The organism is Prosthecomicrobium sp. N25, from assembly GCF_037203705.1.
Classification (GTDB): Bacteria; Pseudomonadota; Alphaproteobacteria; order Rhizobiales; family Ancalomicrobiaceae; genus Prosthecodimorpha.
This window is the reverse complement of sequence record NZ_JBBCAT010000001.1, coordinates 1579596-1604759: the sequence shown is the minus strand read 5'-3', so window position 1 is coordinate 1604759 and position 25164 is coordinate 1579596. Positions and strand designations below refer to the sequence as shown.

Genomic DNA, 25164 nt, shown 5'->3' with positions numbered 1-25164 from the left:
CTTGATCGACCGCCCTAGTTCATGATGAGGTCCTCGATGACCGGGTCTTTCTGAAATACAGCAAGGTCATTTTCGGAGATCGAACCGTTTTCCGACCCAGGATAGAGCATCTGTCGCAGTCGGATCCGTGGATTTCGATGCTTTTCGGGTGTCAGTTCCCGTACCTTCTGCACGGCATTGATAACCCCCAAGCGGCACTCTTCAACGAGAGTTTGGTCCGCATTGTTCTTCTTAAGCCAGTCTGCCTTTTGTCCATAGGCGGCAGCTATCCAGACGTACACCATCGCATCGACGACGTGGCCCGATTGAGACGTGATCGCCGCGGCTGCCTTCAACGCTTGATCGAAACTATCGGGTTGCTGGATGTACAAGGCTGTGAAGATGGATCGTCTGAGAATTTCATAGTCGTCGCCAAACTTCGTGCGCGCCTGAATCAGCGTGGACAGGGCGTCCCGCGGACGGCCCTGCGCACTCCTCACCTCCGCCAGACGGAGGTAATAGTCCAACTCTTTCGACCCTTCGGGATCCGCTATAACTTGGAGCCATTCGCTTTCTGCCGCCATATAGTTTCCCGACCTGGCGAAGGCGGCCGCTCGAGCAACCCTCTTCTTGAGTGTGTCGATTTCGCTGGCGGACGCGCTCAGGACAGCCTTGTCGGCCGGAATTGGCTGATTCCGAATCGTACTGATCGACAGCACTGGACGGATGTCACCGTTACCTTCTGCGGCTAGGAACTGGGGCGCAGAAGCCGCCTGCTGAAACTGCTCGTCGCTGACCGTGGCTTCCTTGTTATACCCTTCCTGTACCATCAACAGAGCTGTTATTCGCGTTCTCGTTTCGATATAGACGATCATGAAGCCGATGCCGAGAGCTACAGCCGTGATCGAAACATAGTATTGGCTGGCGGCGAGCGCCATACCACTTCTGAGCATTTGGGCATCATCAAATATTCTAGAGTACCGCTCGAGCGCGTCTGGCAGGCGCTGCAAATTTACAAGCCCAAGACCAACAAATATTTTTGTAAGCCAGTCCGATATCTGCTCAAGGTTACTGTTACTGTTTAGCAGAGCAGTCCTGTAAGAGGCACTCTCGGTCTCCGGCTCCGAGGGCGCCCTTTGGACCAGTCGTGGCACACCGAAGAGAAAGCCAAGGAAACCGCCAATTGTCAGCCAAGCGGCGGATACTCCGGCAGACAGCCCCATAGTCGCGAAAAAGAAAGCCGTCGACGAAGACCAGATACCCACAAAGGTCGAGTAAAGAACTATTACTGCCGCCAGAACGATCAGGCTCGCGATCGAAACCAACTCGATCCGGGATAACTGTCGAATCATTTGCTCGAAGCGAGCCTGACCAGGTACGGCAGACAAAGCCTCTTTTGTCATATTTACTCAATCCAAGGTACTATTAAACGAACTCAACCATCATATACGTGTCCTTCCGAAAAGGAAAGGCGGGCAATCGCCCGCCTTCCTGCCGATCGTAGGCTTCGAAGGCCTGATCTGAAGTCCTTACTCCGCCGGGGCCATGCGTCCGCCGGGGTGGACGATGGTGGGGTCCTTGCGGGTGATCTCCTCGACCCAGAGCGAGTGGTGCTCGCGGGCCCAGTTGAGGTCGACTTCGCCGGAGCCCATGGCGTCGAACGCGCCCTCCATGCCGACAGAGCCGATGTAGATATGGCCGATGATGACGGCGGTCACGACGCCGGCCAGGATGCCGTGGACCATCTGGGAGAGCTGCATCCCGGCCATGTCGGTGACGTAGAAGGGGAACATCAGCATGTAGCCGGAGGCCGCGATGGCGCCGCCGCCGAGGACGACCGTCCAGAAGATGACCTTCTGGCCGCCGTTGAAACGCCCCGCCGGGGGATGGCCCTTGGACAGGATCCCGCCGCCCTTGGCGAACCAGCCGAGGTCGGTGCCGTTCGGGATGTTGTCCTTGATCCAGATGAGCAGCATCAGTACCACGCCGAGCGCGAAGGGGAAGCTCAGGTAGTTGTGCGCCGTCTTCGCCATCTCGGAGACGATGTGGAAGCCCTGCGGGCCGACGATCGGCAGGAGCAGGTGCTTGCCGAAGGTGACGTTGAGCCCCGACAGGGCGAGGACGAGGAAGGAACTCGCGGTCAGCCAGTGGACGAAGCGCTCGAAGCCGCCGAAGCGTGTGATCGTGCGGTCGGAGCGGCCGGAGTCGATGCGGATCTTGCCGCGCACGAGGTAGAAGAGGACGCAGAGCGCCAGGCCGCCCAGGATGGCCGCGCCGGCGACCTTGGGCAGGGTCTCCTCGTGGAAGGCCCGCCATTCCCGGCCCTGCGGCTGGATCAGCGTGCCCGACTTGGCATCCGGGATCGAGACCCGGCCCTGCGCCTTCTGGAGTTCCTGGAGGAGCTGCTCCTCCTTCACGGCCGAGGCGGTCGGGTTGACGCTCTGGGCGGCGGCGGGTGCGGCGGCGAGCGTGGCGAGGCCGGCGGCGAGAAGGAGGCCGGCGGCGGCGGCGCGCAGACGATGGAGGATGGGGATCATGGTCCGAAGTCTCCCGAGGTCCGGGGCGGCGGGAGCGCGGTCCGCTGGGACCGGGCTCCCGGGGGGCATGGGCTTGGCGACGCCGGCCGTCAGACCGAGATCGTCTCCTTGTAGGCCGTCTTCCAGCCCCAGGCGCCGGAGCCGTAGCCGCGCTTCATGACGCGCTCCTTGTAGATCTCGGCGATGATGTCGCCGTCACCCGCCAGGAGCGACTTCGTCGAGCACATCTCCGCGCAGAGCGGCAGCTTGCCCTCCGCGAGGCGGTTGGCGCCGTACTTGACGTACTCCTCCTTGGAGCCGTCCGCCTCGGGACCGCCGGCGCAATAGGTGCACTTGTCCATCTTGCCGCGGGAGCCGAAGTTGCCGACCTTCGGGTACTGCGGGGCGCCGAAGGGGCAGGCGTAGAAGCAGTATCCGCAGCCGATGCAGATGTCCTTCGAGTGCAGCACCACGGCGTCGGCCGTGGTGTAGAAGCAGTCGACGGGGCAGACCGCCTTGCAGGGCGCGTCCGTGCAGTGCATGCAGGCCATGGAGATCGAGCGCTCGCCCGGCTTGCCGTCGCTGATGGTGACGACGCGCCGGCGGTTGATGCCCCAGGGCACCTCGTGCTCGTTCTTGCAGGCCGTGACGCAGGCGTTGCACTCGATGCAACGGTCGGCGTCGCAAAGGAACTTCATTCGAGCCATCGTTGCCTCCCTCACGCCGCCCGGATCTGGCAGAGCGTGACCTTCGTCTCTTGCATGGCGGTGACGGGGTCGTAGCCGTAGGTGGTCAGCGCGTTGACGCTCTCGCCGAGCACGATCGGGTCGGTGCCGGCGGGATAGTTCTTGCGCTGGTCCTCACCCAAGAACCAGCCGGCGAAGTGGAAGGGCATGAAGGCCACGCCCTTGCCGACCCGCTCGGTGACGAGCGCCTTGACGCGCGCCTTCGAGCCGCTCTCCGGGCCGGTGACCCAGACCCACTGCCCGTCCTTGATGCCCCGGTCGTTGGCGTCGGCCGGGTTGATCTCGACGAACATGTCCTGCTGCAGTTCGGCCAGCCACTTGTTGGACCGGGTCTCCTCGCCGCCACCCTCGTATTCCACGAGACGGCCGGAGGTGAGGATGATCGGGAACTCCAGCGAGACCTTCTTGTCGACAGCGGCCTTCTGCAAGGTCCCGCCAATGTTCTGCATGCGGAAGGACGCGAAGTCCGGCCGGGTCGGATACTTGGCGACGAGATCGGGACGCACCGTGTAGATCGGCTCGCGGTGCACCGGGATCGGGTCCGGCAGGTTCCAGGCGTTGGCGCGCGCCTTGGCGTTGCCGTAGGGCAGGCAGCCATGCGCGATGGCGACGCGCTGGATGCCGCCGGACAGGTCGGTCGCCCAGCTCACCGAGTCGATCGCATTGCCGCCGACGCGCTGGATCACGGCCAGTTCCTGTTCCGTGAGGTCCTTGTCCCAGCCGAGCTTCTTCAGGACCCCCATGGTGAACTCGGGGTAGCCGTCCTGGATCTCCGAGCCGAGCGACCAGGAGCCTTCGGCGAGGATGTTGTGCTTGACCTCCTTCTCCACCTCGGCGCCCGTGGCGTCCTTCTCCTTCACCTTGAGGACGCGCTCGACGCCGAAGCGGGCGCGGAAGGTGCCGCCGCCGTCCTTCACGTGCAGGTTCGTGTTGTAGAGGGTGTGGGTGCCGGGATGCTTCATCTCCGGCGGGCCCCAGCAGGGCCAGGGCAGGCCGTAGTAGTCGCCGGCGTTCGGGCCGGACTTGGCGCGCAGGGTGACGAGGTCGAAGTCGCCCTGGTTGGCCATGTGGGCCTTCAGGCGCTCCGGCGACTGGCCGCAGTAGCCGGTCGACCAGCCGCCCCGGTTGATCTCGCGCAGGATCGACTCGGGTTCCGGCTCTTCGCCGAACTTGCCCTTCACCGTCTTGATGTTCTTGAACATCCGGTCGGCGAAGCCGAGCTTCTTGGCGAACTCGTAGATGACCCAGTAGTCGTTGGCGCTCTCGAAGATCGGGTCGACGACCTTTTCGCCCCACTGGATGGAGCGGTTGGACGCGGTGCGCGAGCCGGCGCACTCGAACTGGGTCGAGATCGGCAGCAGGTAGGTGCCGTTCTTGCGGTTGGAGACGGCCGCGAAGGTGGTCGGGTGCGGGTCGCAGACCACCAGCAGGTCGAGCGCCTCGAGGCCCTTCACCATCTCGGGCATGCGGGTCACGGTGTTACCGCCGTGGCCCATGACGAACATGCCCTTGATGTTGTCGCGCTGGGCGAGCTTGTCCTTGGGCATGGTGACGGCGTCGAACCAGCGGGTCGTCGGGATGCCCGACTGCTCCATCTGCTTCACGTCCTTGCCGTCGGCGCCCTTGATGACGTCGAAGCGGCTCGCCAGCCAGTCGTACTCCACCTCCCAGACCCGCGACCAGTGCTTCCAGGCGCCCTCGGTCAGGCCGTAGTAGAGCGGCAGACTGGTGACGTCGAGGCCGAGATCGGTCGCGCCCTGGACGTTGCAGTGGCCGCGGAAGATGTTGGCGCCGGTGCCGTAGGCGCCGACGTTGCCGGTGGCCAGGAGGAGCGTGCAGTAGGCGCGCACGTTGGCGGTGCCGACCGTCTTCTGCGTGGCACCCATGCACCAGATGAGCGTCGAGGGCTTCTCGGTCGCGAACATCTTGGCGACCTTCTCGAGCTGCGCGCCGGGGACGCCGGTGACCCGCTCGACCTCGTCGGGCGTCCACTTCTCGACCTCCTTGCGGACGTCGTCCATGCCGTAGACGCGCTTGGCGATGAAGTCCTTGTCCTCCCAGCCGTTCTTGAAGACGTGCCAGAGGATGCCCCACATCACCGGGATGTCGGTGCCCGGGCGGATGCGGACGTACTCGGTCGCATGGGCGGCCGTGCGCGTCAGGCGCGGGTCGATGACGATCATGTTGGCGCGGTTCAGCTCCTTGCCGGTGAGCACGTGCTGGAGCGAGACCGGATGCGCCTCCGCCGGGTTGCCGCCCATGATGATCATGGTCTTGGCATTGCGAATGTCGTTGTAGGAGTTCGTCTGGGCGCCGTAGCCCCAGGTGTTGGCGACGCCGGCCACGGTCGTCGAGTGGCAGATGCGAGCCTGGTGGTCGACCGAGTTCGTGCCCCAGAAGGCGGCGAACTTGCGGAACAGGTAGGCGCCCTCGTTGGAGAACTTGGCGGAGCCGAGAAGGAACATCGAGTCCGGGCCAGACTTCTCGCGGATCGCGAGCATCTTGTCGCCGATCTCGCTGATGGCGTCCTTCCACTCCATGCGCTTCCACTGGCCGTCGACCAGCTTGAGCGGGTATTTCAGACGCCGGTCGCCGTGGACGAGTTCACGCACCGAGGCGCCCTTGGCGCAGTGCGAGCCGCGGTTGATCGGGCTGTCCCAGGCCGGCTCCTGGCCGACCCAGACGCCGTTCTGGACCTCGGCGATGACAGTGCAGCCGACCGAGCAGTGGGTGCAGATATTCTTCTTCAGCTCGACGGGCGCGCCGGGCGTCATCGGCCCGGCCTCGGCCTTGCGGACCGTGCCGAGCCCCAGCGAGCCCACGGCGGCCAGTCCGCCGGCGGTCAGGCCGGAGCGGCGCAGGAAGGCGCGGCGGTCCATGGTGCCGGCGGCGGCGGCGGCGGCGAACACCTCCCCGAGCCGGGTCGTGCGCTTCTCGGCGTCCTTGCGACGTGTCAGCATGGCGGCCCCCCTCAGTACTTGTTGACGCGGTAGAAGGCCTTCACATGGTCGGTGACCTTGTAGCGGGCCTTGACCTTCTCGTCCTCGGTTTCGGCGGCCCTGGCGGGCGCCGCGCCGGTGACGACGGCGGCCGCGCCGGCCGCTGCGGCGCCGGCGCCGAGCCCGATCGAGGCCAGGAAGCCGCGGCGATCCACACCCTCGGTCTTGTCAGCCATGGGATTTCCTCCTCCCCGTATTCCGGCGGGTCGTCGAGACCCGTCCTACCCAGTTCAGTGCGAGCGGGGCCCGCAATCCTTTGTTCCCCGGAAAGGCCGGGGCTCAGTCGAGCCCGCTCGCCTCCGCCTCGATTTCGAAGAAGACCCGAGCCACCTCGGCCACCGCCTTGTAGAAGCGGGCCGACGGGGCGCGGGCTATGTCGGCGAAGAGGCGCGGCGCCCAGGGCGCCAGGTGGCGCGCCCGGAAGGCCTCCGCCTCGACGGGGCCGCCCTGGAACAAGCCCAGGAGGAGGCCCGACATGATCTCGCAGAGCGTGGCCGCGTGGTCCTCGGGATCCATGCCCTGCCCCGAGCGGACGATGCCGAGGCGCGTCATGTCGGCCCGCACCTTGGCTAGCGGCCGCTCGTTCAGGAAGCCGGTCAGATAGTAGGAGGCGTAGGGCAGCACCTCGCCGCGGCCGACGCCGATGAAGAGGTCGAAATACTCCGTCTCCACGTCGTCCGCGTCGGCCCGTGCCGCAGCGTCTGCCAGGACGGCGTGGGCGCGGCCGAGCGCGGTGTCGTCGCCCGCGAGCCGGGCGAGACGCCGCAGCAGCGAGGCGGAGGGCGCGGCGCGCAGGAGGGTGGCCAGGAGCAGGTATTCTTCGCCGCGGGCGCGATCGAGGGGGTCGACGTCGGGATCCGGTTCCATGCCGCGGGCTTCGCTGGCCTCCGATAAGACGGGGTAGAGGTCGGGCCGCAGGACGGAGCGGTCGATGCCGGAGACGAGTTCGACCGAGATGACGCGCTCGGCCGGCACACGGGACCAGTTCGACACGGAGGGCTGCGCGATGCCGAGGGCGCGCGCGAGCATTCCGACGCCGCCGGCCGCCTCGATCGCCTGCTTCAGGCCCTCGTCACGCATAGACCGCCCGCATGGAACCTTTGCACCCCTGACCCGGTTCTCTGGAGTCGTTCTAGGTCGCGGGAGATTACGCGGCTACGCCTGCGCGAGGCAATAGCCTCAGGCTATCTTTTCCTGACCGGGCAACGCATTTCCGTGTCGGCGCCGTCGTCGAGTTGTCGTTTCCTGGGTCCGGGCATCGGAGACGGCCGTCTCAAATGCCTGAAGCATGGGAATCGCGTCCTTATCTGGCCTCGCTAGACTTTTGTCGGACGACGTCGTGCTTTGTGCAGCGCGGCAAGAGGCAGCGGCGCCCGCCTGCAGGGGCGGTTCTATTGAATTTTCCGATAAGGTTCCTTCGACACTACGTTCGAGGGCACCGTCTTCACGATGCAGACTTTCGTCCTGCGCGGCTGACGGTTCGGTCAGACTTTCGTTGGCTTCGACGTCGGCCTCGCTGCCTCCCCCCAGGATGCGGGCGGCCATGCGGACGACGTCGGTGGTCGGGTCGAGTGGGCCGAACACCTGGTTGCCGCCCGGGGCATTGAAATCCCAGTCGTAGTCGGCGAGGCCGACGAAATCCCGGATCACGGGGTCGGCCGCCCAGGCGCGGCGCAACGCCGCATTCCGCAGGTCCGGCGGCACCTCGCGCCGGAGGAAGTCCGTGACGTCGGTCTCGGCCGTGATCTCGTCGAGCGACGGCAGCCTGGCGAGATCGAAGGGCTCCTCCTCCCCGGCCGGCGCGGCCGCGGGCGTGCCCGACGCCGGGGCGGCGTCCACGGGCTCCACAGGGGCGGCCAGGTCCGGGGCGGCCTCGGCGCCGGCCTTGCGCTTCAGCCGCGACCAACGGGAGAGGAAGCCGGGTTCGTCGGTCATTCGCCGTCGATCCCGCAGGCCGGCGTGGCGGGCGTGCGCAGCGCCAGCGCCTCCGGGTCGGCCCGGTCCCGGCGGCGTTTCACGAAGGCGCGCTCGACATGGTGCTCGGCCACGTAGGCGGCGAGGGCCGCGGCGATCTCGGCCGGCATGGGCACGACGTCGACCACCTGGTCGCCGGCCTCCGTGAGGGCCTCGCCCTCGGCCGGGTCGAGCGTCACCGCCACCACCTCGACGGGCGGCTCGGCGCCGTCGGGACGGAGCGCGACCCAGATCCGCGGGGCGCCGCTCTCCAGGTTGTCGCGGTAGTAGGCGGTCTCGGTGCGGTGCAGAGAGAGGGAGACCGGGCCGGCGTAGAATCGTTCGGTCAGGCCCTCGATGCCGAGGGGCGTCCACGGGGCCGCCTCGGCGGGTGCCGGCAACAGGGCGACCGGGCGCCACAGCACCTCGCCCCAGCGGCTGGTCGGCTGGACGCGGCCGACCACGAGGCCGGCGAGGAGGACGACGCGGGGGTCGGCCGGGGTCGGGGCGTCCTGCATGGCGGTGCTCCTCAGGCGACCGTCGCGGCGGCCAGCGGCAGGCCGGTGACGAGGTTCTGCGGCTTCATGCGGACGATGCGGTTGCGGTCCGCGGCGAGGATGAGCCAGACGGGCCGGCCGGCCAGGTCGGGGCGGACCCGTGCGCGGTCGAGGATCTCCATGCGGAAGAGGGCGACCACGCGGTTGCGGTCCTCCTCCGGAATGGCGGCGCCGGTCCAGAGGGCGTTGCCGATGCGGGTCGCCTCGGCGTCGAGGCCGACGAACCAGACCCAGGACGGGTCCTCCACCCGCTCGACCGGCTCGACCGCCACTTCCAGGTCGAGCAGGTGGCGCACCCAGCGCTCGACGGCGCGGGCAAGGCCGGCGCGGGCCGGGCCGCCGTGGCGGAAGTCCTGGACCATGTCGAAGGCGTCGGAGCGGTCGTACCAGCCGTGCGCGTTCTCGACGGTCATCACGTCGAGCTCCTTGGCCCGGGCCTCGCCGAACATGGCGACGAGGGGAGAATTGTGGTCCAGGACGTCGTCGCCGTCGACCAGTTCTTCGTCGGCGAGGAGGAGCGTGCCCTCGTGAAGGGTCAGCCGTTGGGGGCGGAAGAACATCTCGGCCGCGCGCAGCACGAAGGGGTCGGCCTCGTCGTCGAGGGCGTTGCGCAGGATGGCGTGGACGAGCTGGTTCAGGAAGAGAGGCGGGATGCCTGCGGCGCCGCCCTCGACGATGCGCCGGTAGGCGGCCTCCAGGGTCGGCGCGGCGACCAGCCGGTCGCGGAAGCCGACCAGGAAGCGCCAGTTCTCGCGCGCGTCCGCATCGGCCATCGCGGCGATGTCCTCCGGTGCGACCGGGTCGCGCGGCGCGATCTTCAGGCGGGCCCAGAGCAGGCGCTCGGCGTCGCAGGCCTCGGGCGGCGGGACCACCTCGGGACGCGCCAGATAGGCCTTGAGGAACTCGTCCGTGACCGCGAGGCCGCCCCCCTCGGTGCGGTCGAGCAGGTGGTGGCCCGAGGAGATCCAGAAGTCGTGGGCGTGCATCAGGGGCTCTTTCCCAGCGCCATGAGGTCGACCTGCTCCTCCACGTCCTCGCCCTCCACCTCGACAAACTCGAAGGCGCGGAAGGCGCCGTTCTGGATGTCCGGATCGCGGCGGCCGGGCTTCAGGGTGCGGTAGCGTTCGCGCAGCGCGCCGTCCTCGACGGTCCGGTGCAGGGCGACCAGGGTCTCGGGCGGGTGGTCGCAGAGCGAGGCCGTGAAGGCGATCTCCTCCTCGGCGGCGGCGCGAGCGGCCTGCGGGGACGGAGCGCCGTGAGCCTCGAGAAGATGGCGGGCGAGGGCCTCGACCGCGGCCTCCCGCTCGTCCTCGCGCGCCTCGGTGACGATGGCGAGGGTGGAGGAACCGAAGGAGGACAGGCCGAGGAAGCCGGCGCGGAAGGCCTGGCGGGCCTTGCCGTCGAGGCGCGCGGGATCGCAGTCCCAGAAGCGGAAGCCGCCGGGAACCGCCCACTCGCCGGGCTCGGCCGCCCGGTCGAACACGAAGGTGTCCGAGGGGTCCAGCCGGATGGTGCGCAGGAGCTTCAGAGCCATGGCAGGCCGGTCTCCGGATCGAGCCATGTCGGCCGGGCGAGGAGGGGCAGGAGGGCGCTGCGCTCGGCCGCGGCGCCCTCGCCGGCGGCGCGCGGGCGATGCACGAGCAGGTCCCCGTTGACGTCCAGGCCGCGGCGCTCGGCGCCCTGGCGAGGCAGGCGGGCGAGCCAGCGCTCGCCGATGCGACGGAAGCCGCGGTCCTGCCATTCGTGCACGTGGACCATGAGATGGCGGGCGAAGCTCTCCACCAGCGCCTTGGTGTCGATCTCCTCGAAGCCCTCGGTCTCCAGGCTCGTGCCGACCAGCCAGTCGCCGGCCTCGGCGCGCGCGCTGACGAAGGTGCGGACCATGGCGCCGAAGACCATGAAGGGCGGCGGGGCGTCCTCGGGGGCGCCCTCCGGCCAGCCGATGCGGCCACCGCCGACCAGGCCTCGGTCGAGCAGCAGGGCGTCCGGCCAGCGCATCTCGATCGACTTCTCGGGCGGGCAATGGGCGGCCAGCGCGTCGGCGAGCGCGTTCAGGCCGAGATAGAGGACGCGGCGGGCGCCGGCGAGGGGCTCGTCGGGCTCCAGCACGACGGCGATCTCGACGAGGTCGAAGCGGCGGACCCAGACGAGCGTGCCAGCCCCGGCTTCGGCGCCGATCGCCATGGCGTGCGCGAAGGCGTCGCCGAGCTCACGGAGCGTGACGGTTCGGAAGACGGGCGGCAGGTCGAGGGGCGGCTCCGCGATGGCGCGGGTCACGGGCGCGGCGCTCCGGATCTTCGAGGTTGCATTCGAGCCCGGCGCTGGCCGACGGCTTTTTGGCCGCGCTGGCGCTGGGCTTCCTCCTGGCGCAGGATATATAGGCGCATCGTAAGGCGCGGCGATAGCACAAGATCGCGCCCGGGTCAGGGACGTCGAACATGGATATCGGCCGCGGGACGGTGATCGTCTGCTCGTGCGAGGACACGATGGACCCCGATGCGGGGACCATCGCGCGCGGATGCGGGGCGGGGCGCGTCAAGACGGCGCAGCAGCTCTGCCGGGCGGAGATCGACCTCTTCCGCGCCGAGGCGGGGCGCGGCGCGCCGCTCATGGTCGGCTGCACCCAGGAGGCGCCGCTCTTCCGCGAGACCGCAGAGGACATGGGCTTCTCCGCCCCCCTCGCCTTCGCCAACATCCGCGAGACGGCGGGCTGGTCCGCGGACGCGGCGCGGGCGGGGCCGAAGATGGCGGCGCTTCTGGCGGCGGCGGCCGTCGAGGTGCCGCCCGCCAAGGGGGTCGAACTCACGAGCGAAGGCGTGGTCCTCGTCTACGGGCGCGACGAGGTCGCGATCGAGGCGGGACGACGCCTGGCGGACGTGCTCGACGTGACCGTGATTCTCACGCGCCCACGCGACGTGCCGCCGCCGCGGCGGACGGACTTCCCGGTCCACAAGGGGACGGTCCGCACCCTGCGCGGCGTCCTCGGCGGGTTCGAGATCACCCTCGACGACTACGCCCCCCCGTCCCCGTCCTCGCGCGGCGCGCTCGCCTTTCCGCCCGGCCGGAACGGGGCGGTTTCCAAGGCCGACATCCTCCTCGACCTCTCGGGCGGGCCGTCGCTGGTCCCCGCCGCCGACCTGCGCGACGGCTACATCAAGGCCGACCCGGGCAGCCCCGCGGCGGTGGCGGAGGCCTGCCTGAAGGCGGCGGCGCTGGTCGGGACCTTCGAGAAGCCGAGATACATCGCCTTCCGGGAGGATCTCTGCGCCCACTCCCGCTCGCGCATCGTCGGCTGCCGCCGCTGCCTGGACCTGTGTCCGACGGGCGCCATCACGCCGGCCGGCCCGCATGTGGCGATCGATCCGCAGATCTGCGCGGGCTGCGGGGCCTGTGCGGCGGCCTGCCCGACCGGGGCGGCGAGCTACGACCACCCGGCCGCGGACGTCACGCTCGCCCGGCTCCGCGCCCTCTTGACCGCCTACCGGGCGGCCGGCGGGGAATGGCCGGTCGTGCTGGTCCACGACGGCGACCACGGCGACGACCTGATCGACGCGGCGGCGCGCTTCGGCGCGGGCCTGCCCGCGAACGTACTGCCGCTCGGGGTCAACGAAGTGACCCAGGTCGGGCCGGAGTTCGCGGCGGCCGCCTTCGCGTACGGGGCGGCGGGCGTTCGCTTCCTCACCCGCGCCCGGCCGAAGCACGACGTCTCGGGCCTGGAGCGGACGGCGGAGCTCGGCGCGATCCTGGCCGGCGCCCTCGGCTACGGCACGGGCGGCGTCGGCATCCTGGCGACGGACGATCCGGACGCGCTGACGGCCGCACTCGCGTCCCTGCCCCTCGGGGCGACCGCGCCGCGCCCCTCGGCCTTCGCGGCCGCGGGGGGCAAGCGCGAGATCCTGGCGCTCTCGTTCCGGGAGATGCACAGGGTCGCGCCCGAGCCGGCCGACCTCGTGGCGCTGCCGGCCGGGGCGCCGTTCGGCCGGGTCGACGTCCGGGTCGACGGCTGCACGCTCTGCCTCGCCTGCGTGTCGGCCTGCCCGACGGGCGCCCTCAAGGACAATCCGGACCGGCCGATGCTGCGCTTCGACGAGGCCGCCTGCGTGCAGTGCGGGCTCTGCGCGGCGACCTGCCCCGAGAAGGTGATCACGCTCGAGCCGCGGATCAATTTCCCCGCCTTCGGGGCGCCTCCGGTGACGATCAAGGAGGAGGAGCCCTTCTGCTGCACCGAATGCGGCAAGCCGTTCGGCACGAAATCGGCCATCGACCGGGTGGTGGCGAAGCTCGAGGGCCGGCACTGGATGTTCTCCGGCGCGAACGCCTCGCGGCTCGCGTTCCTGAAGATGTGCGAGGACTGCCGCGTGCAGGCCGCCACAAACGCCGCGGTCGACCCCTATGCGGCCAAGGAGCGACCGCCGGTCAGGACCACCGAGGACTACATCCGCGAGCGCGAGGCGGGGCGGCGGGCCGCCGAGGCGGCGGAGGGCGAGAGCTGACCGGCGCGGCTCAGCGGGTCGCCTTCTCGAGCCAATCCACGAGCGCCTTGCGGTCGGCGGCATCGCCGATCGTCTGCTCGGGCATCTTGGTCCCGGGCGTGTAGGCGGAGGGGCCCACCTCGAAGAGCTTCGCGACGGTCTCGGGCGTCCACACGATGTCCATGGACTTCAGCGCCTCGGAATAGAGATAGCCGGGCACCGAGGCGATGCGGCGGCCGAAGAGGCCGTGCAGGGTCGGCCCGGCGCGGTTGCCGTCCTCGGGGGTCAGCGTGTGGCAGGCCCGGCAGGCGCGGAAAACGCGCTCGCCACGCTCGGCGACGGCGTCCGGGGCGGCGTCGCGCGGCTCGGGCAACACCGGGTCGAGGGGCCGGCCGGTCACCGGGTTCCAGCGGCGGACGAGACGGTCGGCGCCGCCGGTGAAGAGGGTTCGGCCGTCGCGCGCGAAGGCGAGAGACCAGACCGGCAGGCCCGGGCCGACCAGGGTGGCGGTCGGGGTTCGGGTGGCCCGGTCGACGATGGCGACGGTGCCGCGCAGGCCCGCGGCGGCCAGACGGGTCCCGTCGGGCGAGATCGCCAGGGAGGTGACGGGCGTCTGCATGACCTCCAGGTCCAGCGGAGCGCCACCGCCCGGGGTCACGACATGGAGCCTGCCGTCCGCCCCGGCCGCGATCGCCTCCCCGTCGGGGGCGAGCACGAGGCCGTTGAGGGGGGCGGGAAGCGTCAGTACCGTTCCGGCCCCCGTGCCGTCGAGCGGCCAGGTGCGGAGCGTGGCGTCGTAGCCGGCGGAGACGACGGCGCGCCCGTCGGGCGTGAAGGCGACGCCGTTGACGTTGTCCTGGTGGCCTTCGAAGCGGCGGATCTCGGCGCCGTCGGCGAGGCGCCAGACGCGCACCGTGCGGTCCCAGGCGGCGGAAGCCAGCAGGGCTCCGTCGGGCGAGGCCGCCAGGGCGACCACCGGGCCCTGGTGCCCGGTGAGGACGCGCTGCGGCTCGGCGGAGCCCGCCGACCAGACGACCACCCGCCCGTCCTCGCCCGCCGAGGCGAAGCGGCCGTCCGGCAGGGCCGCCAGGGCGTGGACGGGACCCTCGTGGATGCGCAGCACGGCCGCCGCGGTCTCGTCCTTCTGGGCCCAGCGGATCACGGAGCTGTCGAAGCCGGCCGTGACCAGCGCGTCCGGCAGCGCCGGCTCGACGATGGCGCGCACCGGGCCGCCGTGGCCCCGGTAGACCGCGGCAGCGGGGGCGGCGGCGAGGAGGCCGGCGGCCAGGGCCGCGGCGACGGCCGCCGCCCTCATTTCGGCTCCAGGCCGAGCGCGCCGAGGCGCGCGCGCACCCGCGGGTCGGCGAGCGCCTCCAGGAAGGCGCGGACGGCGGGACGCTCCCGGCGCGCGTCGACCAGGACGAAGTCGTATTCCTCCTCCACGAGCGGCAGGAAGCCGAGGCCGTAGAGGCCGGCGACAGTGGAGATCGACAGGCCCCAGTCGGCGGAGCCGCGGGCGACGGCGGCGGCGACCGCGTTGTGGGACTTCGGCTGGTTCCACCAGCCCTTCGGGCGCAGGCCGCCGAGCTCGCGGTCCATCAGGGCGCGCGTGCCGGAGCCGACATTGCGGTTGACCATGACGAGGTCCGGGTCGGCGGCCGCCGCGGCGATCGCCTCCATCGCCGGCCGACCCTCGAAGCGGGGGTCGCCGGGGCGGAAGACCACGCCCTGCATGCGTCGCCAGCCGGGAACGAGGCGGAGGCCCGGGACCAGGAAGGGCTCGTTGTAGGTGCCGGAGCGCGGGTCGAAGAGGTGCACGGGGGCGATGTCGCACTCGCCGCGACGGGCGGCGGCGAGGCCGGCCGCGGAGCCGAGCGCCAGGATGCGGAGCCGGAAGCCGCGGTCCGCGACCCGGGAGGCGACCACGTCGAGACCAAGGTCGTGGCTGCCGGCGACGATCAGGTCGGGGGCCTCCACGGCGCCGCCGAACAGGTGGACGCGGACGGGCGAGCCGGCGTCGACGGCGTCGGTCAGCGCCGGCACCTCGACGAAGCCGTCGGCCTGGGTGAAGGCCGTGACGGCGCCCGATCCCTTGGCGGTCGGGACCGCGGCGAGCGCACCGTCGGGCCGCTCCACCAGACTGACCATGACGTATTCGGTGCGTCCCCGCTCCGAGGCGAGGCGCGTCGGCAGGATCGCGTCGACCTCCGCCTCGCGGCGCGGCCCGAGCCCCGCCATCCGGCGGATCACCGGCACGGCGAAGCTGTGGAAGGTGAACATGGCCGAGGTCGGGAAACCGGGCAGGACGACGAGCGGACGGCCCCGCACCTTGGCGAGGCAGAGCGGCTTGCCGGGCTTCAGCGCGACGCCGTGGACCAGGATGCCGGGTTCGCCCAGGCGGGCGATGACGCGGGTGGAGAGGTCGCCGGCCCCCTTCGAGGTGCCGCCCGAGAGGACGACCATGTCGGCCGTCGCCAGGGCGCGCTCCATGGCGTCCGTCAGGGCGTCCAGGTCGTCGCGCACGATTCCGAAGGGGCGCGGGTCGCCGCCGTTCTCGGCCACGGTGGCGGCGATGACGGCGCCGTTGGCGTCGTAGATGGCGCCCGGCCGAAGCGGCTCGCCCGGCGGAACGAGTTCGTCGCCGGTCGACAGGACGGCGACGACGGGGCGCCGCACCACCGGCACCACCGCGATCCCGACCGCGGCCATCTGGGCGATCTCGCGGGCGCCGACGAGGGTGCCGGTCCTGAGCATCAGTTCGCCGCGGGCGATGTCGGAGCCGGCCGAACCGATGAACTGGCCGGGCGCCGCCGGGCGGCGGAGCACGACGACGGGGCCGTCCGGCGTCTCCTCGACCTCGGTCGCCTCGACCAGCACGACCGCGTCGGCGCCGCGCGGCAGGTTGGCGCCGGTGGCGATGACGGTGGCGGTCCCTTCGGCGACCTCGATGCGGGACGGCGTTCCGCAGGCGAGGACCTCCGGATTGAGCGCGAGGCGCCGCGGGCTCCCCTCCGAGGCGCCCTCCGTGTCGACGGCCCGCAGCGCGAAGCCGTCGACGACGGCCCTGTCGAAGGGCGGCGCGTCGACCGGCGCGTGCAGGTCGCCGGCGAGGACGCGGCCGAGGGCGTCGAGCAGGTCGACGTCCTCGGCGCCGAGCGGAGCCGGTTCGACGGCGGCCAGGAAGCGCCGCATCGCCTCGTCGCCGTCGACCACCTCGAGGAACTGCTCCTGGCGGGCCACCGCTGCGAGGCGGCCGGCGGCGAGCGGGTCGGCGGCCACGGTCACGGCGCGGCTCCGGCGAGGGCCTCGAAGGCCACGAGGGCGCCGGCCTGGTAGCCCTCGAGGTTCGGCGGGACGGTCACGAAGCCGTCCGCGCGGGCGAGGCGCCCGAGCGGCAGGCCGGCGCCGCCGAGAGGCTCCAGCCGGCCGTCGGCGAGGACGACGAAGACGATCTCGGTCATGCCGATGGTGGAGACCACCTTGCGGGCGAGCGGCAGGAGCGGCGGCGGCGGTGCCTCGCGGGCGCCGGCGAGGCGGGCCGCGATCGGGCGGCCGAGGGCGAGCCAGGCCGCGAGCGCGGCGTCGAGCCGGCCGGGCAGCATCAGGACCGCCATGTCGGGCGCGGCGGCGATCGCGGCCGTCTCGCCGGGAGAGAGCGCGACGCCGTGGGCCAGGACCTCGGCGGCGCGCGCCACGCCGTCGACGGTGCGGTCGGTGGTGCCGAGGCCGGTGCCGCCGATGGTGACGACGAGATCCACCGCCGCGTCGGCGACGGCGGCCGCGATGGCGTCGGGATCGTCGGGCACGTGGCGGCGCGCGGCGAGCGAGAGGCCCGCCCGGGCCGCGTGGGCGGCGATCAGGTCGGCGGCGGCCTCCGGCCCCTCCCCGTCTCCGGTGGTGACGATCCGGGCGCTCGGCCGCCGAACAGCGGCGAAGTCGATGCCGCAGGCGCGAGCCGCGGCGAGCGCCAGCGGGGCCAGACGGACGCCGGCGGGCAGGATCGGGGCATACTCCTCGGCGTCGTAGCCGCGCTCGCGGACGCCGTCGCCCCGGGCGGCCGATCCGGTCACCTCGACGAGGCCGGCGATCTCCTCGACCGCCTCGGGCGGCAGCACGGCGTCGGCGCCGGCCGGCATGCGCTCGCCGGCCTCCACGGCGGCCGGGCGCTCGGGGAAGAACACCGGGGACGACGGCGCCGCCCCCAGGGCGGCATCGGCCGGCACCGCGTAGCCGTCGCGGGACGCCACCGGCCAGGGCGGGCACGGGCCCGGCGGCGACAGCGGTTCGGCGAGGACGAAGCCGGCCGCGCCGGCGAGCGGCACGCGCTCCGGCACGACGGGCGCGAGGCGAGGAGCGAGGGCGGCGAGCGCGGTCTCGAGCGGTGCGAGGCTTCGGATGCGGCGGGGGCTCGGGACAGCGTCCAAGGCGATCTCCTTCGGGCGTGATCCTAGTGCCGCGGCGGCGGGGATCAATGGGGCGGCTGGACCCGGCAGGGCCGAGACCCGATATTCAGACGATGACGCGCCCGCTCTTCCTCGACCACCACTCCACGACCCCGCTCGACCCGCGCGCCTTCGAGGCGATGCGGCCCTTCTTCGAGGCGGCCTTCGGCAATCCGCATTCGGCCGACCACGCCTACGGGTGGGAGGCGGAGGCGGCGGTCGAGGCGGCGCGGCGGGACGTCGCGGCGCTGATCGGCGCCCGGCCGGGGGAGATCGTCTTCACCTCCGGGGCGACGGAATCGAACAACCTGGCGATCCGCGGGGCGGCGGCGCGGCTGCCCGAGGGACGGCGGCACCTGGTCGCGAGCGCGATCGAGCACCCTTGCGTGGCCGCCGTGATGGACCTGCTCGAAGGCCGGGGCTTCCCGGTGACCCGGGTGATGCCGGACCGGGACGGCATCGTCTCGGCGGAGGCGGTCGCGGCGGCGATCCGGCCGGAGACCGGGCTCGTCAGCGTGATGGCGGCGAACCACGAGATCGGCACCCTGCAGCCGATCGGCGACATCGGGGCCGTGACACGGCCGCGCGGCATCGTCTTCCACTCGGACGCCGCCCAGGCGGCGGGCAAGGTTCCCCTGGCGGTCGAGCCGGCGGGCGTCGACCTCCTCTCGCTCTCCGCGCACAAGATGTACGGGCCGAAGGGAATCGGGGCGCTCTACGTCCGGCGCGGGGTGGGCCTGGAGCCGCTCTTCGCGGGGGGCGGCCAGGAACGGGGCCTCAGGTCGGGAACCGTTCCGGCGCCGCTGGCCGTCGGCTTCGGCGCGGCGGCCCGGATCGCGCGGGCCGAGATGGCGGAGGAGGCGGATCGGCTGCGCGGCCTGCGGGACCGCCTCCTCGACAGGCTTTCGGCGGCGATCCCGGGGGTCGCGGTCAACGGCAGCCTGACGGCGCGCCTGCCGCACAATCTCGACCTCCGCCTGCCGGGGGTCGTCGCCGTGGACCTGATCCACGCGCTGAAGGACCGGGTGGCGATCTCGGCCGGGTCGGCCTGCGCGTCGGCCAGCCTGGAGCCCTCCCCGGTCCTGCGAGCAATCGGCCTTTCGGACGAGGAGGCGCTCGCCTCGATCCGGATCGGGCTCGGCCGCTGGACGAGTGCGGAGGACGTTGACCGCGCCGCCGCCGCCATCGCGGAGGCCTGGGCGGCGCTGACCGGGCAGGCCTGTCGGGTCGAATTCGAGGCTTGAGGTTCACGGTCGGTCAACGCTGTCCGACCGTCGGCGACATGGGAATGCCGGAAAAACGCCGTGTTCAGCGGGAGTTCAGTTCACTGGCCTATGAATCGGGCGAGTTTCGGCGGCCGTGGCACGGCCGATGCTTGTCGCGCGCGACCATGCCCGTCATGATGCGCCGACGTTGCCGGACGGCGAATCCGCCGCTGCCGAAGTCGTGTTGTGGAGCGGCTGCGGAGCCCGGTCTCGACCTCCGCCGACGCAGGGCCGGGTGCCGGCCTCGGGGAGTTCGATGAAAGACCCGCGCTATCCTTTCGCCCTCGACCTCGGCAGCGAGGTGGGCGGCTATAGGATCGAGAGCGTTCTCGGAGCCGGCGGCTTCGGGATCACCTATCGCGCGTTCAACGAAGTCACCCACAAGACCGTGGCCATCAAGGAGTTCTACGTCCGCGACATCTCCTCGCGGGCCGGCCAGACGGTGATCGTCGACAAGGATATCTCGGAGGGCACCTACGAGTACGCACTGAAGAAGTTCCAGGACGAGGCGCTGGCCGTCGTGTCGCGCTTCGCGCACCCGTACATCATTCGGGGCGAGAACTTCATCAAGGCGAACAACACCTCGTACATGATCATGGAATACGTCGACGGCGTCAGCCTGGAGGAGTGGCTGACCCAGCGCGCGGCGCCGCCCGGCGAGGAGGAGATCCGGCCCTTCTTCGAGAAGCTCTTTACCGCGATCGACTACGTGCACAGCCAGAACACCATGCACCGGGACATCACGCCCCGGAACATCATGGTGCGAATCAACGGCGAGCCGGTGCTGATCGACTTCGGCGCGGCGGGCCACGGCATCGACCGCGGCCGTTCGTCCAAGATGGTGGCGCAGATGCGCTACGCTCCGCCGGAGCAGACCGACGAGAGCGGGCCGGGCGTGCACGGCCGCTATACCGACCTCTTTTCGCTCGGCGGCGTGCTCTACCGGACCGTGACCGGGCGCCTGCCCGTGCCGCCGACGACGCGGCTCACCCGCATCGCGCGGCGGAGCGGGGACAATTCCGATCCGCACGTACCGACCGCCGAGGCCGTGCCGGACCCGACGCTCTTCTCTGAGAAATTCCTTCTCGGCGTCGACAAGTGTCTCAGGCTCGACGAGGAGGAGCGGCCGCAATCGATCGCGGAACTTCGGTCGGACCTCGGCTGGGCGCCGCCGTTCGAGGGCGCCCGGCCCGCGCCGGTCCCGTACGAGCAGCCGACGATGGTGATCACCGGCGAGGGAACGCGCCTCCTGGCGGCCCAGGACCGGCCGCCCGCGCCGCCGGCGCAGCCGTCGAGCCCGCTCGCGCCCTCCCAGGCGGTCCCCTACGGGGCGACCGTGGCGGTGCACAGGCCGGCCTACCAGGCCACCACGACCCAGCCGCTCGGCCCCGTCGAGGCCGCGGTCACGGCGCCGACGCGCGAGACCTCGGGTCCGCCGCAGGGCTACCGCCCGCAGGCGCCCGTGCCCGGTCCGGCGGAGGTCGCGCCGCCCAAGGCGGGGGGCGGGCGCAAGTGGCTGGTGGCGGGCGTCGCCGCGGTGGCGATCGGGGCGGGCGGCCTCGCGGTCGCGTGGCCGATGCTGATGCGCACGATGACGGAGATCGGCGGGCCGCGCACGGTCTCGCCCTTCACCATGGCGGCGAATGTCGACGGACGGACGATCGTGCTGACCGGTTTCGCACCGAGCGATGCGGCCCGTGCGGCGATCGGCGAGGCCGCGCAGCGCGGGGCGCCGGACCTGCGGGTCGACAACCGCCTGGAGGTCGCCAACGGCGCGCCCCCGGCCTTCTCGGAGCGGGCGGCCTTCGCGGCCGGGCGGCTCGGGCGGCTGGCGCGCGGGTCGGTGAAGATCGAGGGCGACCAAGTGGCGCTCGAGGGGACGGCGGCGAGCCCGGAGGCCTGGCAGGCGCTGGAGCAGGACCTGGCGGCGACGCTGCCGGGCGGCGGCCGGGTCGACGCCCAGGTGCGCCCGGCCGCGGTGGCCCCTTACGTGTTCCAGGCGCAGACCGGCCGGGATGGGGTCTCCCTCACAGGCTACGTGCCGAACGGCGAGGCCCGCGCCAGGCTGCGGAGCGCCGCCGAGCGCGCCGTGCCGGGTACGGCCCTGCGCGACGACAGCCGCATCGCCGACGGCGAGCCGGCGGGCTTCGCGGACACGGTCGCGTTCCTGCTGCCGCGGCTCGCCGACCTCGGCGAGGGCCGCATCCTTCTGTCCGGGCAGACCGTCACGATCGAGGGGCGGGCGCGGAATGCGGAGGCCTACGAGCGGGCCTCGACGCTCGACCCGGCCACGGTGCCGGGGTCGCCGCGGGTCAGCGTCAACGTGGTGCCGCCCGCCGTCTCGCCCTTCGAATGGTCGGCGACCTACGACGGCCAGTCGGTGGTGCTGCGCGGCTACAGCCCCTCGAGGGAGGTGCGGCGGGACCTGATCGCGGCGGCGAACCAGGCCCTGCCGGGCGTCGGCGCGCGCGACGAGACGCAGATCGCCGACGGCGCCCCGCCGGACTTCGCCCGCGCGGCGCGCTTCGCGCTCGACGTGGTCCCGAAGCTCGCGCGGGGGCGCATCGCCATCTCGGGCGACGCCATCACGATCGAGGGGGCGGCGCGCAACCCGGCCGACTTCGCGACCCTGACGCGGACGCCCGGCACCGCGCTGCCGCCGAACTTCCGGGTGACCCAGAACGCCGTCAACGCGCCGAGGATCTCGCCCTACCCGTTCACGGTGTCGGTCGGGTCCGGGCTCGTGCGCCTGACGGGCTTCGTGCCCTCGGACGCGGCGCGCAAGGACATCGCGGCGGCGGTCCAGGCGAGCCTGCCGGGGGTGAAGGTCACGGACGAGACCCAGATCGCGGACGGCGCGGCCGAAGGATTCGTGGCGGCCGTCCGGTTCGGCCTCGGGCAGGCGGGGCGGCTGGCGGCCGGCCGCGTCTCGTTCGACGACGGGGCGATCGCGATCGACGGCACGGTCAAGACCATCGACGACCTGAAGCCGCTCAAGGACGCGGCGCGGGCGGCCCTGCCGCGCGGCTTCTCGGTGTCCCGGGTGACGATCGGCTCGCGCGCGGACGTGCCGGCCCAGGATTGCGACCGGCTCGCTCTGCCCAACGACCATCCGGACAGGCCGCAGGGCGAGGCCGGGGTGGAGCTCGCGCAGGTCGATGCCGCCCGGGCGGTGCCGGCCTGCCAGTCGGCGACCCAGACCTATCCGAACGTCCGGCGTTTCTTCACCGCTCTCGGCTTCGCGCTGCAAAAGCGGGGCCAGAGCGCGGACGCGGTGCGCGAATACCGGCGGGCCGCCGAGGCTGACGATCCGGTCGCGCTGAGCCTGCTGGCCGGCGCCTACCGGGAGGGCCTCGGCGCGCCGCAGGACCTCGGCCAGGCCTTCGACCTCTACAACCGCGCCGCGGCACTCGGGAACGCCAGCGCGACGCACGCGATCGGCTGGATGTTCGAGAACGGGCTGGGACGGCCCGTCGACCCGGTCAAGGCGGCGGAGTGGTACCAGAAGGCGGCGGCGCTCGGCAGCGCGGAGAGCTACGCGCAGCTCGGCTGGCTGGCCCAGAACGGCCTCGGCCGCAAGGTCGACTACGCGCGGGCGGCAGACAGCTACGAGCGGGGCGCCAAGCTCGGCTCGACGCTGGCGATGCACCAGCTCGGCTTCATGAACCAGAACGGGCTGGGGCGGCCCGTCGACCTCGCCAAGGCCTACGAGTGGTACGAGCGCGCGGCGCGGCTCGGGCGGGCGGAAAGCATGACGGTGCTCGGCACCTTCCACCTCGAGGGCGTGGGCCGGCCGATCGACTACGACAAGGCGGTCGACTGGTTCGAGAAGGCCGCCGCGGCGGGCTCCTCGGCGGCGATGTACCAGCTCGGCGCCATCAACCTGGAAGGGCTCGGCCGGCGGCGCGACCCGGCCGCGGCGATCTCGTGGTTCGAGCGCTCGGCCGCGCTCGGCCGCACCGACAGCATGTTCCGGCTCGGCCTCGTCTACCAGAACGGCACCGGCGTGCCGCAAGACTACGCGAAGGCCTTCGAGTGGTACCAGAAGGGCGCCCGCGCGAACGACCCGCGCAGCATCCACCAGATCGGCTGGCTCTACGAGAACGGGCTCGGGCGGCCGGTCGACTACGCCCGCGCCTTCGACTGGTACAACCGCGCCGCGGGGCTCGGCTACGCGCCGAGCATGCACCAGATCGGCTGGCACTACGAGACGGGCCGCGGGCGGCCGGTCGACTATGCGCGCGCGGCCGAGTGGTACCAGCGGGCGGCCGACCTCGGGGACGGCAACGCGCTCAACCAGCTCGGCTGGCTCGCCGAGAACGGCTTCGGCCGGCCGCGCAACGACGCGGAGGCCGCCGGCTGGTACGAGCGAGCCGCGGCGGCGGGCTCGACGGCGGCGATGTGGAACGCGGCTCTGCTCTTCGATGCCGGGCGGGGCGTGCAGGCCGACGGCGAGAAGGCCGCGACCCTTCTCCTCAACGGCTTCGCCCGGCGCGAGGCGAACTCGGTCGACGCGCTCTCGGGCGACATGTCGGCCTTCTCGGAGGAGACGCGCAAGGGCGTCCAGCGCATCCTGCAGCGCCGCGGCCTCTACCGCGGCCAGGTCGACGGCGTCTATTCCGCCGAGACCCGGCGCGCGGTGCTGTCCTATCCGGGGACGCTGACGAACTGATGCGTCATACCCGGCTCACGAAGTCTTACACCCTTCTCCGGTCTCTGTTTCTGTCATGCCCGGGCTTGTCCCGGGCATCCATGACCGGCTTGCGGTCTTCGTGGTGTGGATTGCCGGGATAAGCCCGGCAATATCAGACCGAAAGGTCGGACTTCAGGGGACCCCCATCAGGGCTCGCGGCCCCGCGCCAAACACGCCCGGCCAATCCCGCCGGTCCCGGTCAGAGCAGCCCCCTCCCCGCCAGGTTGCGCATCAGGTCGGCGAAGCCGAAGGTCCAGGGTTCGGCCTCCGTGGAGAGGCGGACGCGGTTGACCAGGGCGCCGAGGGTCGGGGTGGCGATGCGGACGACGTCGCCGACCTTGTGTGTGAAGCCCTTGCCGGGGGCGTCGCGATCCTCGATCGGGGCGAACATGGTGCCGAGATAGAGGACGAAGCCGTCCGGGTATTGATGGTGCCGGCCGATCGCAGCCGCGACCAAGGCCTCGGGAGAACGGGCGATCTCGGCCATGTTGGAGCGGCCGTCGAGGCGGAAGCCGTCGGGGCCGACGACCTCCAGGGTGACCTCGGCGCGCTTGACGTCGTCGAGGCCGAAACGGGCGTCGAATAACCGGACGAAAGGCCCGATGGCTCCGGAGGCGTTGTTGTCCTTCGCCTTGCCGAGCAGGAGCGCGGACCGGCCCTCCACGTCGCGCAGGTTCACGTCGTTGCCAAGGGTCGCGCCGACGATCCGCCCCTTGGAATTGGAGACGACGACCACCTCGGGCTCCGGGTTGTTCCACGTCGAGACCGGGTGGAGGCCCACGGCGGCGCCGGGCCCGACCTGCGACAGGGGCTGGCCCTTGGTGAAGATCTCGGCGTCGGTGCCGATGCCGACCTCGAGATATTGCGACCAAACGCCGCGCTCGATCAGCACCTCCTTCACCTTCAGCGCCTGCGGGGAGCCCGGTTCCAGGGCGCGCAGGTCGTGGCCGATGATCTTGTCGATGGCGGCGCGGGTCGAGGCGGCCTTTTCGGGGGCGCCGCGCGCCTGCTCCTCGATGACCCGCTCCAGGAGGCTGATCACGAAGGTGACGCCGGCCGCCTTGACGGCCTGGAGATCGATCGGCGCGAGGAACCAGGGCCGCGAGGGATCGCGGCGGTCCTCATCCGAATTGGCGAGGATGTCGGCGACCGGGCCCACCCGCTCGCCGGCGGCGGCGGCCACGACGGCGGCCGGATCCGGCTGTTCCGCGAGGTCCCGCACGGTCGGTGCGAGTCGGCTGGTGATGTCGATCACGTCGTCGCCGCGGAGGGTGACCAAGCTCGGGCCGAGACCCGGGCGCCAGACCCGGCCGACCAGGGTCGCGTGGGCGTGGTCGGCAGGGAGAATCGCGGCGGGGGAGAGGTCGAGCACGGGTTCGGCGTTCGGCATGGTCGGCTCCTCAGGCTGCGGGAGGCTTACCTCCTCGTTCATTCCTCGGACCATTAGCACAGCGAACTGGAAAATGCTCCCCGGTGCAGGGCCGTGCCTCATGTGAAATACTTATGACTCCCCCAGGGTATTTCCTTAGGAGAAGAACAGTG

General features: G+C 71.4%; 18 protein-coding genes. 3 read left to right on the top strand and 15 right to left on the bottom strand.

The window, feature by feature from the left end; translation table 11 throughout:
- Positions 1–14: 14 nt before the first annotated feature.
- The 11 genes from WBG79_RS07240 to WBG79_RS07190 form a co-directional block, all read right to left on the bottom strand.
- Positions 15–1382 (bottom strand): hypothetical protein, encoded by a 1368-nt coding sequence (locus WBG79_RS07240; protein ID WP_337356436.1) that lies wholly within the window; start codon positions 1380–1382, stop codon positions 15–17.
- 126 nt (positions 1383–1508) lie between these two features.
- Positions 1509–2516: a formate dehydrogenase subunit gamma gene (locus tag WBG79_RS07235; RefSeq protein WP_337356435.1), complete on the bottom strand. Its 1008-nt coding sequence runs from the start codon at positions 2514–2516 to the stop codon at positions 1509–1511.
- 89 nt (positions 2517–2605) lie between these two features.
- Positions 2606–3202, bottom strand: coding sequence for a formate dehydrogenase FDH3 subunit beta (gene fdh3B, locus WBG79_RS07230; RefSeq protein WP_337356434.1), 597 nt, complete (start codon positions 3200–3202; stop codon positions 2606–2608).
- 11 nt (positions 3203–3213) lie between these two features.
- Positions 3214–6201: a formate dehydrogenase subunit alpha gene (locus WBG79_RS07225; RefSeq protein WP_337356433.1), complete on the bottom strand. Its 2988-nt coding sequence runs from the start codon at positions 6199–6201 to the stop codon at positions 3214–3216.
- Between the two features lie 11 nt (positions 6202–6212).
- Positions 6213–6416, bottom strand: a complete 204-nt coding sequence (locus WBG79_RS07220; RefSeq protein ID WP_337356432.1) for a formate dehydrogenase — start codon at positions 6414–6416, stop codon at positions 6213–6215.
- Between the two features lie 103 nt (positions 6417–6519).
- Positions 6520–7320, bottom strand: coding sequence for a molecular chaperone TorD family protein (locus WBG79_RS07215; RefSeq protein WP_337356431.1), 801 nt, complete (start codon positions 7318–7320; stop codon positions 6520–6522).
- Between the two features lie 99 nt (positions 7321–7419).
- Positions 7420–8175: a DUF3306 domain-containing protein gene (locus WBG79_RS07210; protein ID WP_337356430.1), complete on the bottom strand. Its 756-nt coding sequence runs from the start codon at positions 8173–8175 to the stop codon at positions 7420–7422.
- Entirely contained in the window at positions 8172–8711 is a 540-nt protein-coding gene (locus WBG79_RS07205) for a DUF3305 domain-containing protein (RefSeq protein WP_337356429.1), read from the bottom strand. Before WBG79_RS07205 ends, WBG79_RS07210 begins: the two co-directional genes overlap by 4 nt.
- A gap of 11 nt (positions 8712–8722) precedes the next feature.
- Positions 8723–9736 (bottom strand): DUF6352 family protein, encoded by a 1014-nt coding sequence (locus WBG79_RS07200; protein WP_337356428.1) that lies wholly within the window; start codon positions 9734–9736, stop codon positions 8723–8725.
- On the bottom strand, positions 9736–10284 hold the full coding sequence (locus WBG79_RS07195) for a DUF6505 family protein (protein ID WP_337356427.1): 549 nt from the start codon (positions 10282–10284) through the stop codon (positions 9736–9738). Before WBG79_RS07195 ends, WBG79_RS07200 begins: the two co-directional genes overlap by 1 nt.
- Positions 10275–11027, bottom strand: a complete 753-nt coding sequence (locus WBG79_RS07190) for a biotin/lipoate--protein ligase family protein (RefSeq protein ID WP_337356426.1) — start codon at positions 11025–11027, stop codon at positions 10275–10277. The genes WBG79_RS07195 and WBG79_RS07190 overlap by 10 nt, the downstream gene beginning before the upstream one ends.
- Positions 11028–11188: 161 nt before the next feature.
- Here WBG79_RS07190 and WBG79_RS07185 point away from each other — a divergent pair, with 161 nt between their 5' ends.
- A complete protein-coding gene (locus WBG79_RS07185) occupies positions 11189–13243 on the top strand; it encodes a 4Fe-4S binding protein (protein ID WP_337356425.1) in 2055 nt (684 codons plus the stop codon).
- A gap of 10 nt (positions 13244–13253) precedes the next feature.
- Here WBG79_RS07185 and WBG79_RS07180 read toward each other — a convergent pair whose 3' ends face one another.
- Genes WBG79_RS07180 through WBG79_RS07170 form a run of 3 tightly spaced genes read right to left on the bottom strand, consistent with a single transcriptional unit; the run spans position 13254 to position 17646 of the window.
- A complete protein-coding gene (locus WBG79_RS07180) occupies positions 13254–14537 on the bottom strand; it encodes a c-type cytochrome (protein WP_337356424.1) in 1284 nt (427 codons plus the stop codon).
- Positions 14534–16501, bottom strand: coding sequence for a molybdopterin biosynthesis protein (locus tag WBG79_RS07175; protein WP_337357900.1), 1968 nt, complete (start codon positions 16499–16501; stop codon positions 14534–14536). The genes WBG79_RS07180 and WBG79_RS07175 overlap by 4 nt, the downstream gene beginning before the upstream one ends.
- Positions 16502–16503: 2 nt before the next feature.
- Positions 16504–17646, bottom strand: coding sequence for a molybdopterin-binding protein (locus WBG79_RS07170; protein WP_337356423.1), 1143 nt, complete (start codon positions 17644–17646; stop codon positions 16504–16506).
- A gap of 92 nt (positions 17647–17738) precedes the next feature.
- Here WBG79_RS07170 and WBG79_RS07165 point away from each other — a divergent pair, with 92 nt between their 5' ends.
- Together WBG79_RS07165 and WBG79_RS07160 are read left to right on the top strand one after the other, a co-directional pair.
- The gene (locus tag WBG79_RS07165; protein ID WP_337356422.1) at positions 17739–18908 is read left to right on the top strand and encodes a cysteine desulfurase family protein; all 1170 of its coding nucleotides are present in this window, start codon (positions 17739–17741) and stop codon (positions 18906–18908) included.
- Between the two features lie 277 nt (positions 18909–19185).
- Entirely contained in the window at positions 19186–23601 is a 4416-nt protein-coding gene (locus WBG79_RS07160; RefSeq protein ID WP_337356421.1) for a protein kinase domain-containing protein, read from the top strand.
- Positions 23602–23821: 220 nt separating this feature from the next.
- Here WBG79_RS07160 and WBG79_RS07155 read toward each other — a convergent pair whose 3' ends face one another.
- Positions 23822–25012, bottom strand: coding sequence for a fumarylacetoacetate hydrolase family protein (locus tag WBG79_RS07155; RefSeq protein ID WP_443147410.1), 1191 nt, complete (start codon positions 25010–25012; stop codon positions 23822–23824).
- Positions 25013–25164: the final 152 nt, after the last annotated feature.

Bases quoted from the DNA above. Each gene is read 5' to 3' on its own strand.
- WBG79_RS07240 (WP_337356436.1), bottom strand. From the start codon at position 1,382: ATGACAAAAGAGGCTTTGTCTGCCGTACCTGGTCAGGCTCGCTTCGAG.
- WBG79_RS07235 (WP_337356435.1), bottom strand. From the start codon at position 2,516: ATGATCCCCATCCTCCATCGTCTGCGCGCCGCCGCCGCCGGCCTCCTT.
- fdh3B (WP_337356434.1), bottom strand. From the start codon at position 3,202: ATGGCTCGAATGAAGTTCCTTTGCGACGCCGACCGTTGCATCGAGTGC.
- WBG79_RS07225 (WP_337356433.1), bottom strand. From the start codon at position 6,201: ATGCTGACACGTCGCAAGGACGCCGAGAAGCGCACGACCCGGCTCGGG.
- WBG79_RS07220 (WP_337356432.1), bottom strand. From the start codon at position 6,416: ATGGCTGACAAGACCGAGGGTGTGGATCGCCGCGGCTTCCTGGCCTCG.
- WBG79_RS07215 (WP_337356431.1), bottom strand. From the start codon at position 7,320: ATGCGTGACGAGGGCCTGAAGCAGGCGATCGAGGCGGCCGGCGGCGTC.
- WBG79_RS07210 (WP_337356430.1), bottom strand. From the start codon at position 8,175: ATGACCGACGAACCCGGCTTCCTCTCCCGTTGGTCGCGGCTGAAGCGC.
- WBG79_RS07205 (WP_337356429.1), bottom strand. From the start codon at position 8,711: ATGCAGGACGCCCCGACCCCGGCCGACCCCCGCGTCGTCCTCCTCGCC.
- WBG79_RS07200 (WP_337356428.1), bottom strand. From the start codon at position 9,736: ATGCACGCCCACGACTTCTGGATCTCCTCGGGCCACCACCTGCTCGAC.
- WBG79_RS07195 (WP_337356427.1), bottom strand. From the start codon at position 10,284: ATGGCTCTGAAGCTCCTGCGCACCATCCGGCTGGACCCCTCGGACACC.
- WBG79_RS07185 (WP_337356425.1), top strand. From the start codon at position 11,189: ATGGATATCGGCCGCGGGACGGTGATCGTCTGCTCGTGCGAGGACACG.
- WBG79_RS07180 (WP_337356424.1), bottom strand. From the start codon at position 14,537: ATGAGGGCGGCGGCCGTCGCCGCGGCCCTGGCCGCCGGCCTCCTCGCC.
- WBG79_RS07165 (WP_337356422.1), top strand. From the start codon at position 17,739: ATGACGCGCCCGCTCTTCCTCGACCACCACTCCACGACCCCGCTCGAC.
- WBG79_RS07160 (WP_337356421.1), top strand. From the start codon at position 19,186: ATGAAAGACCCGCGCTATCCTTTCGCCCTCGACCTCGGCAGCGAGGTG.
- WBG79_RS07155 (WP_443147410.1), bottom strand. From the start codon at position 25,012: ATGCCGAACGCCGAACCCGTGCTCGACCTCTCCCCCGCCGCGATTCTC.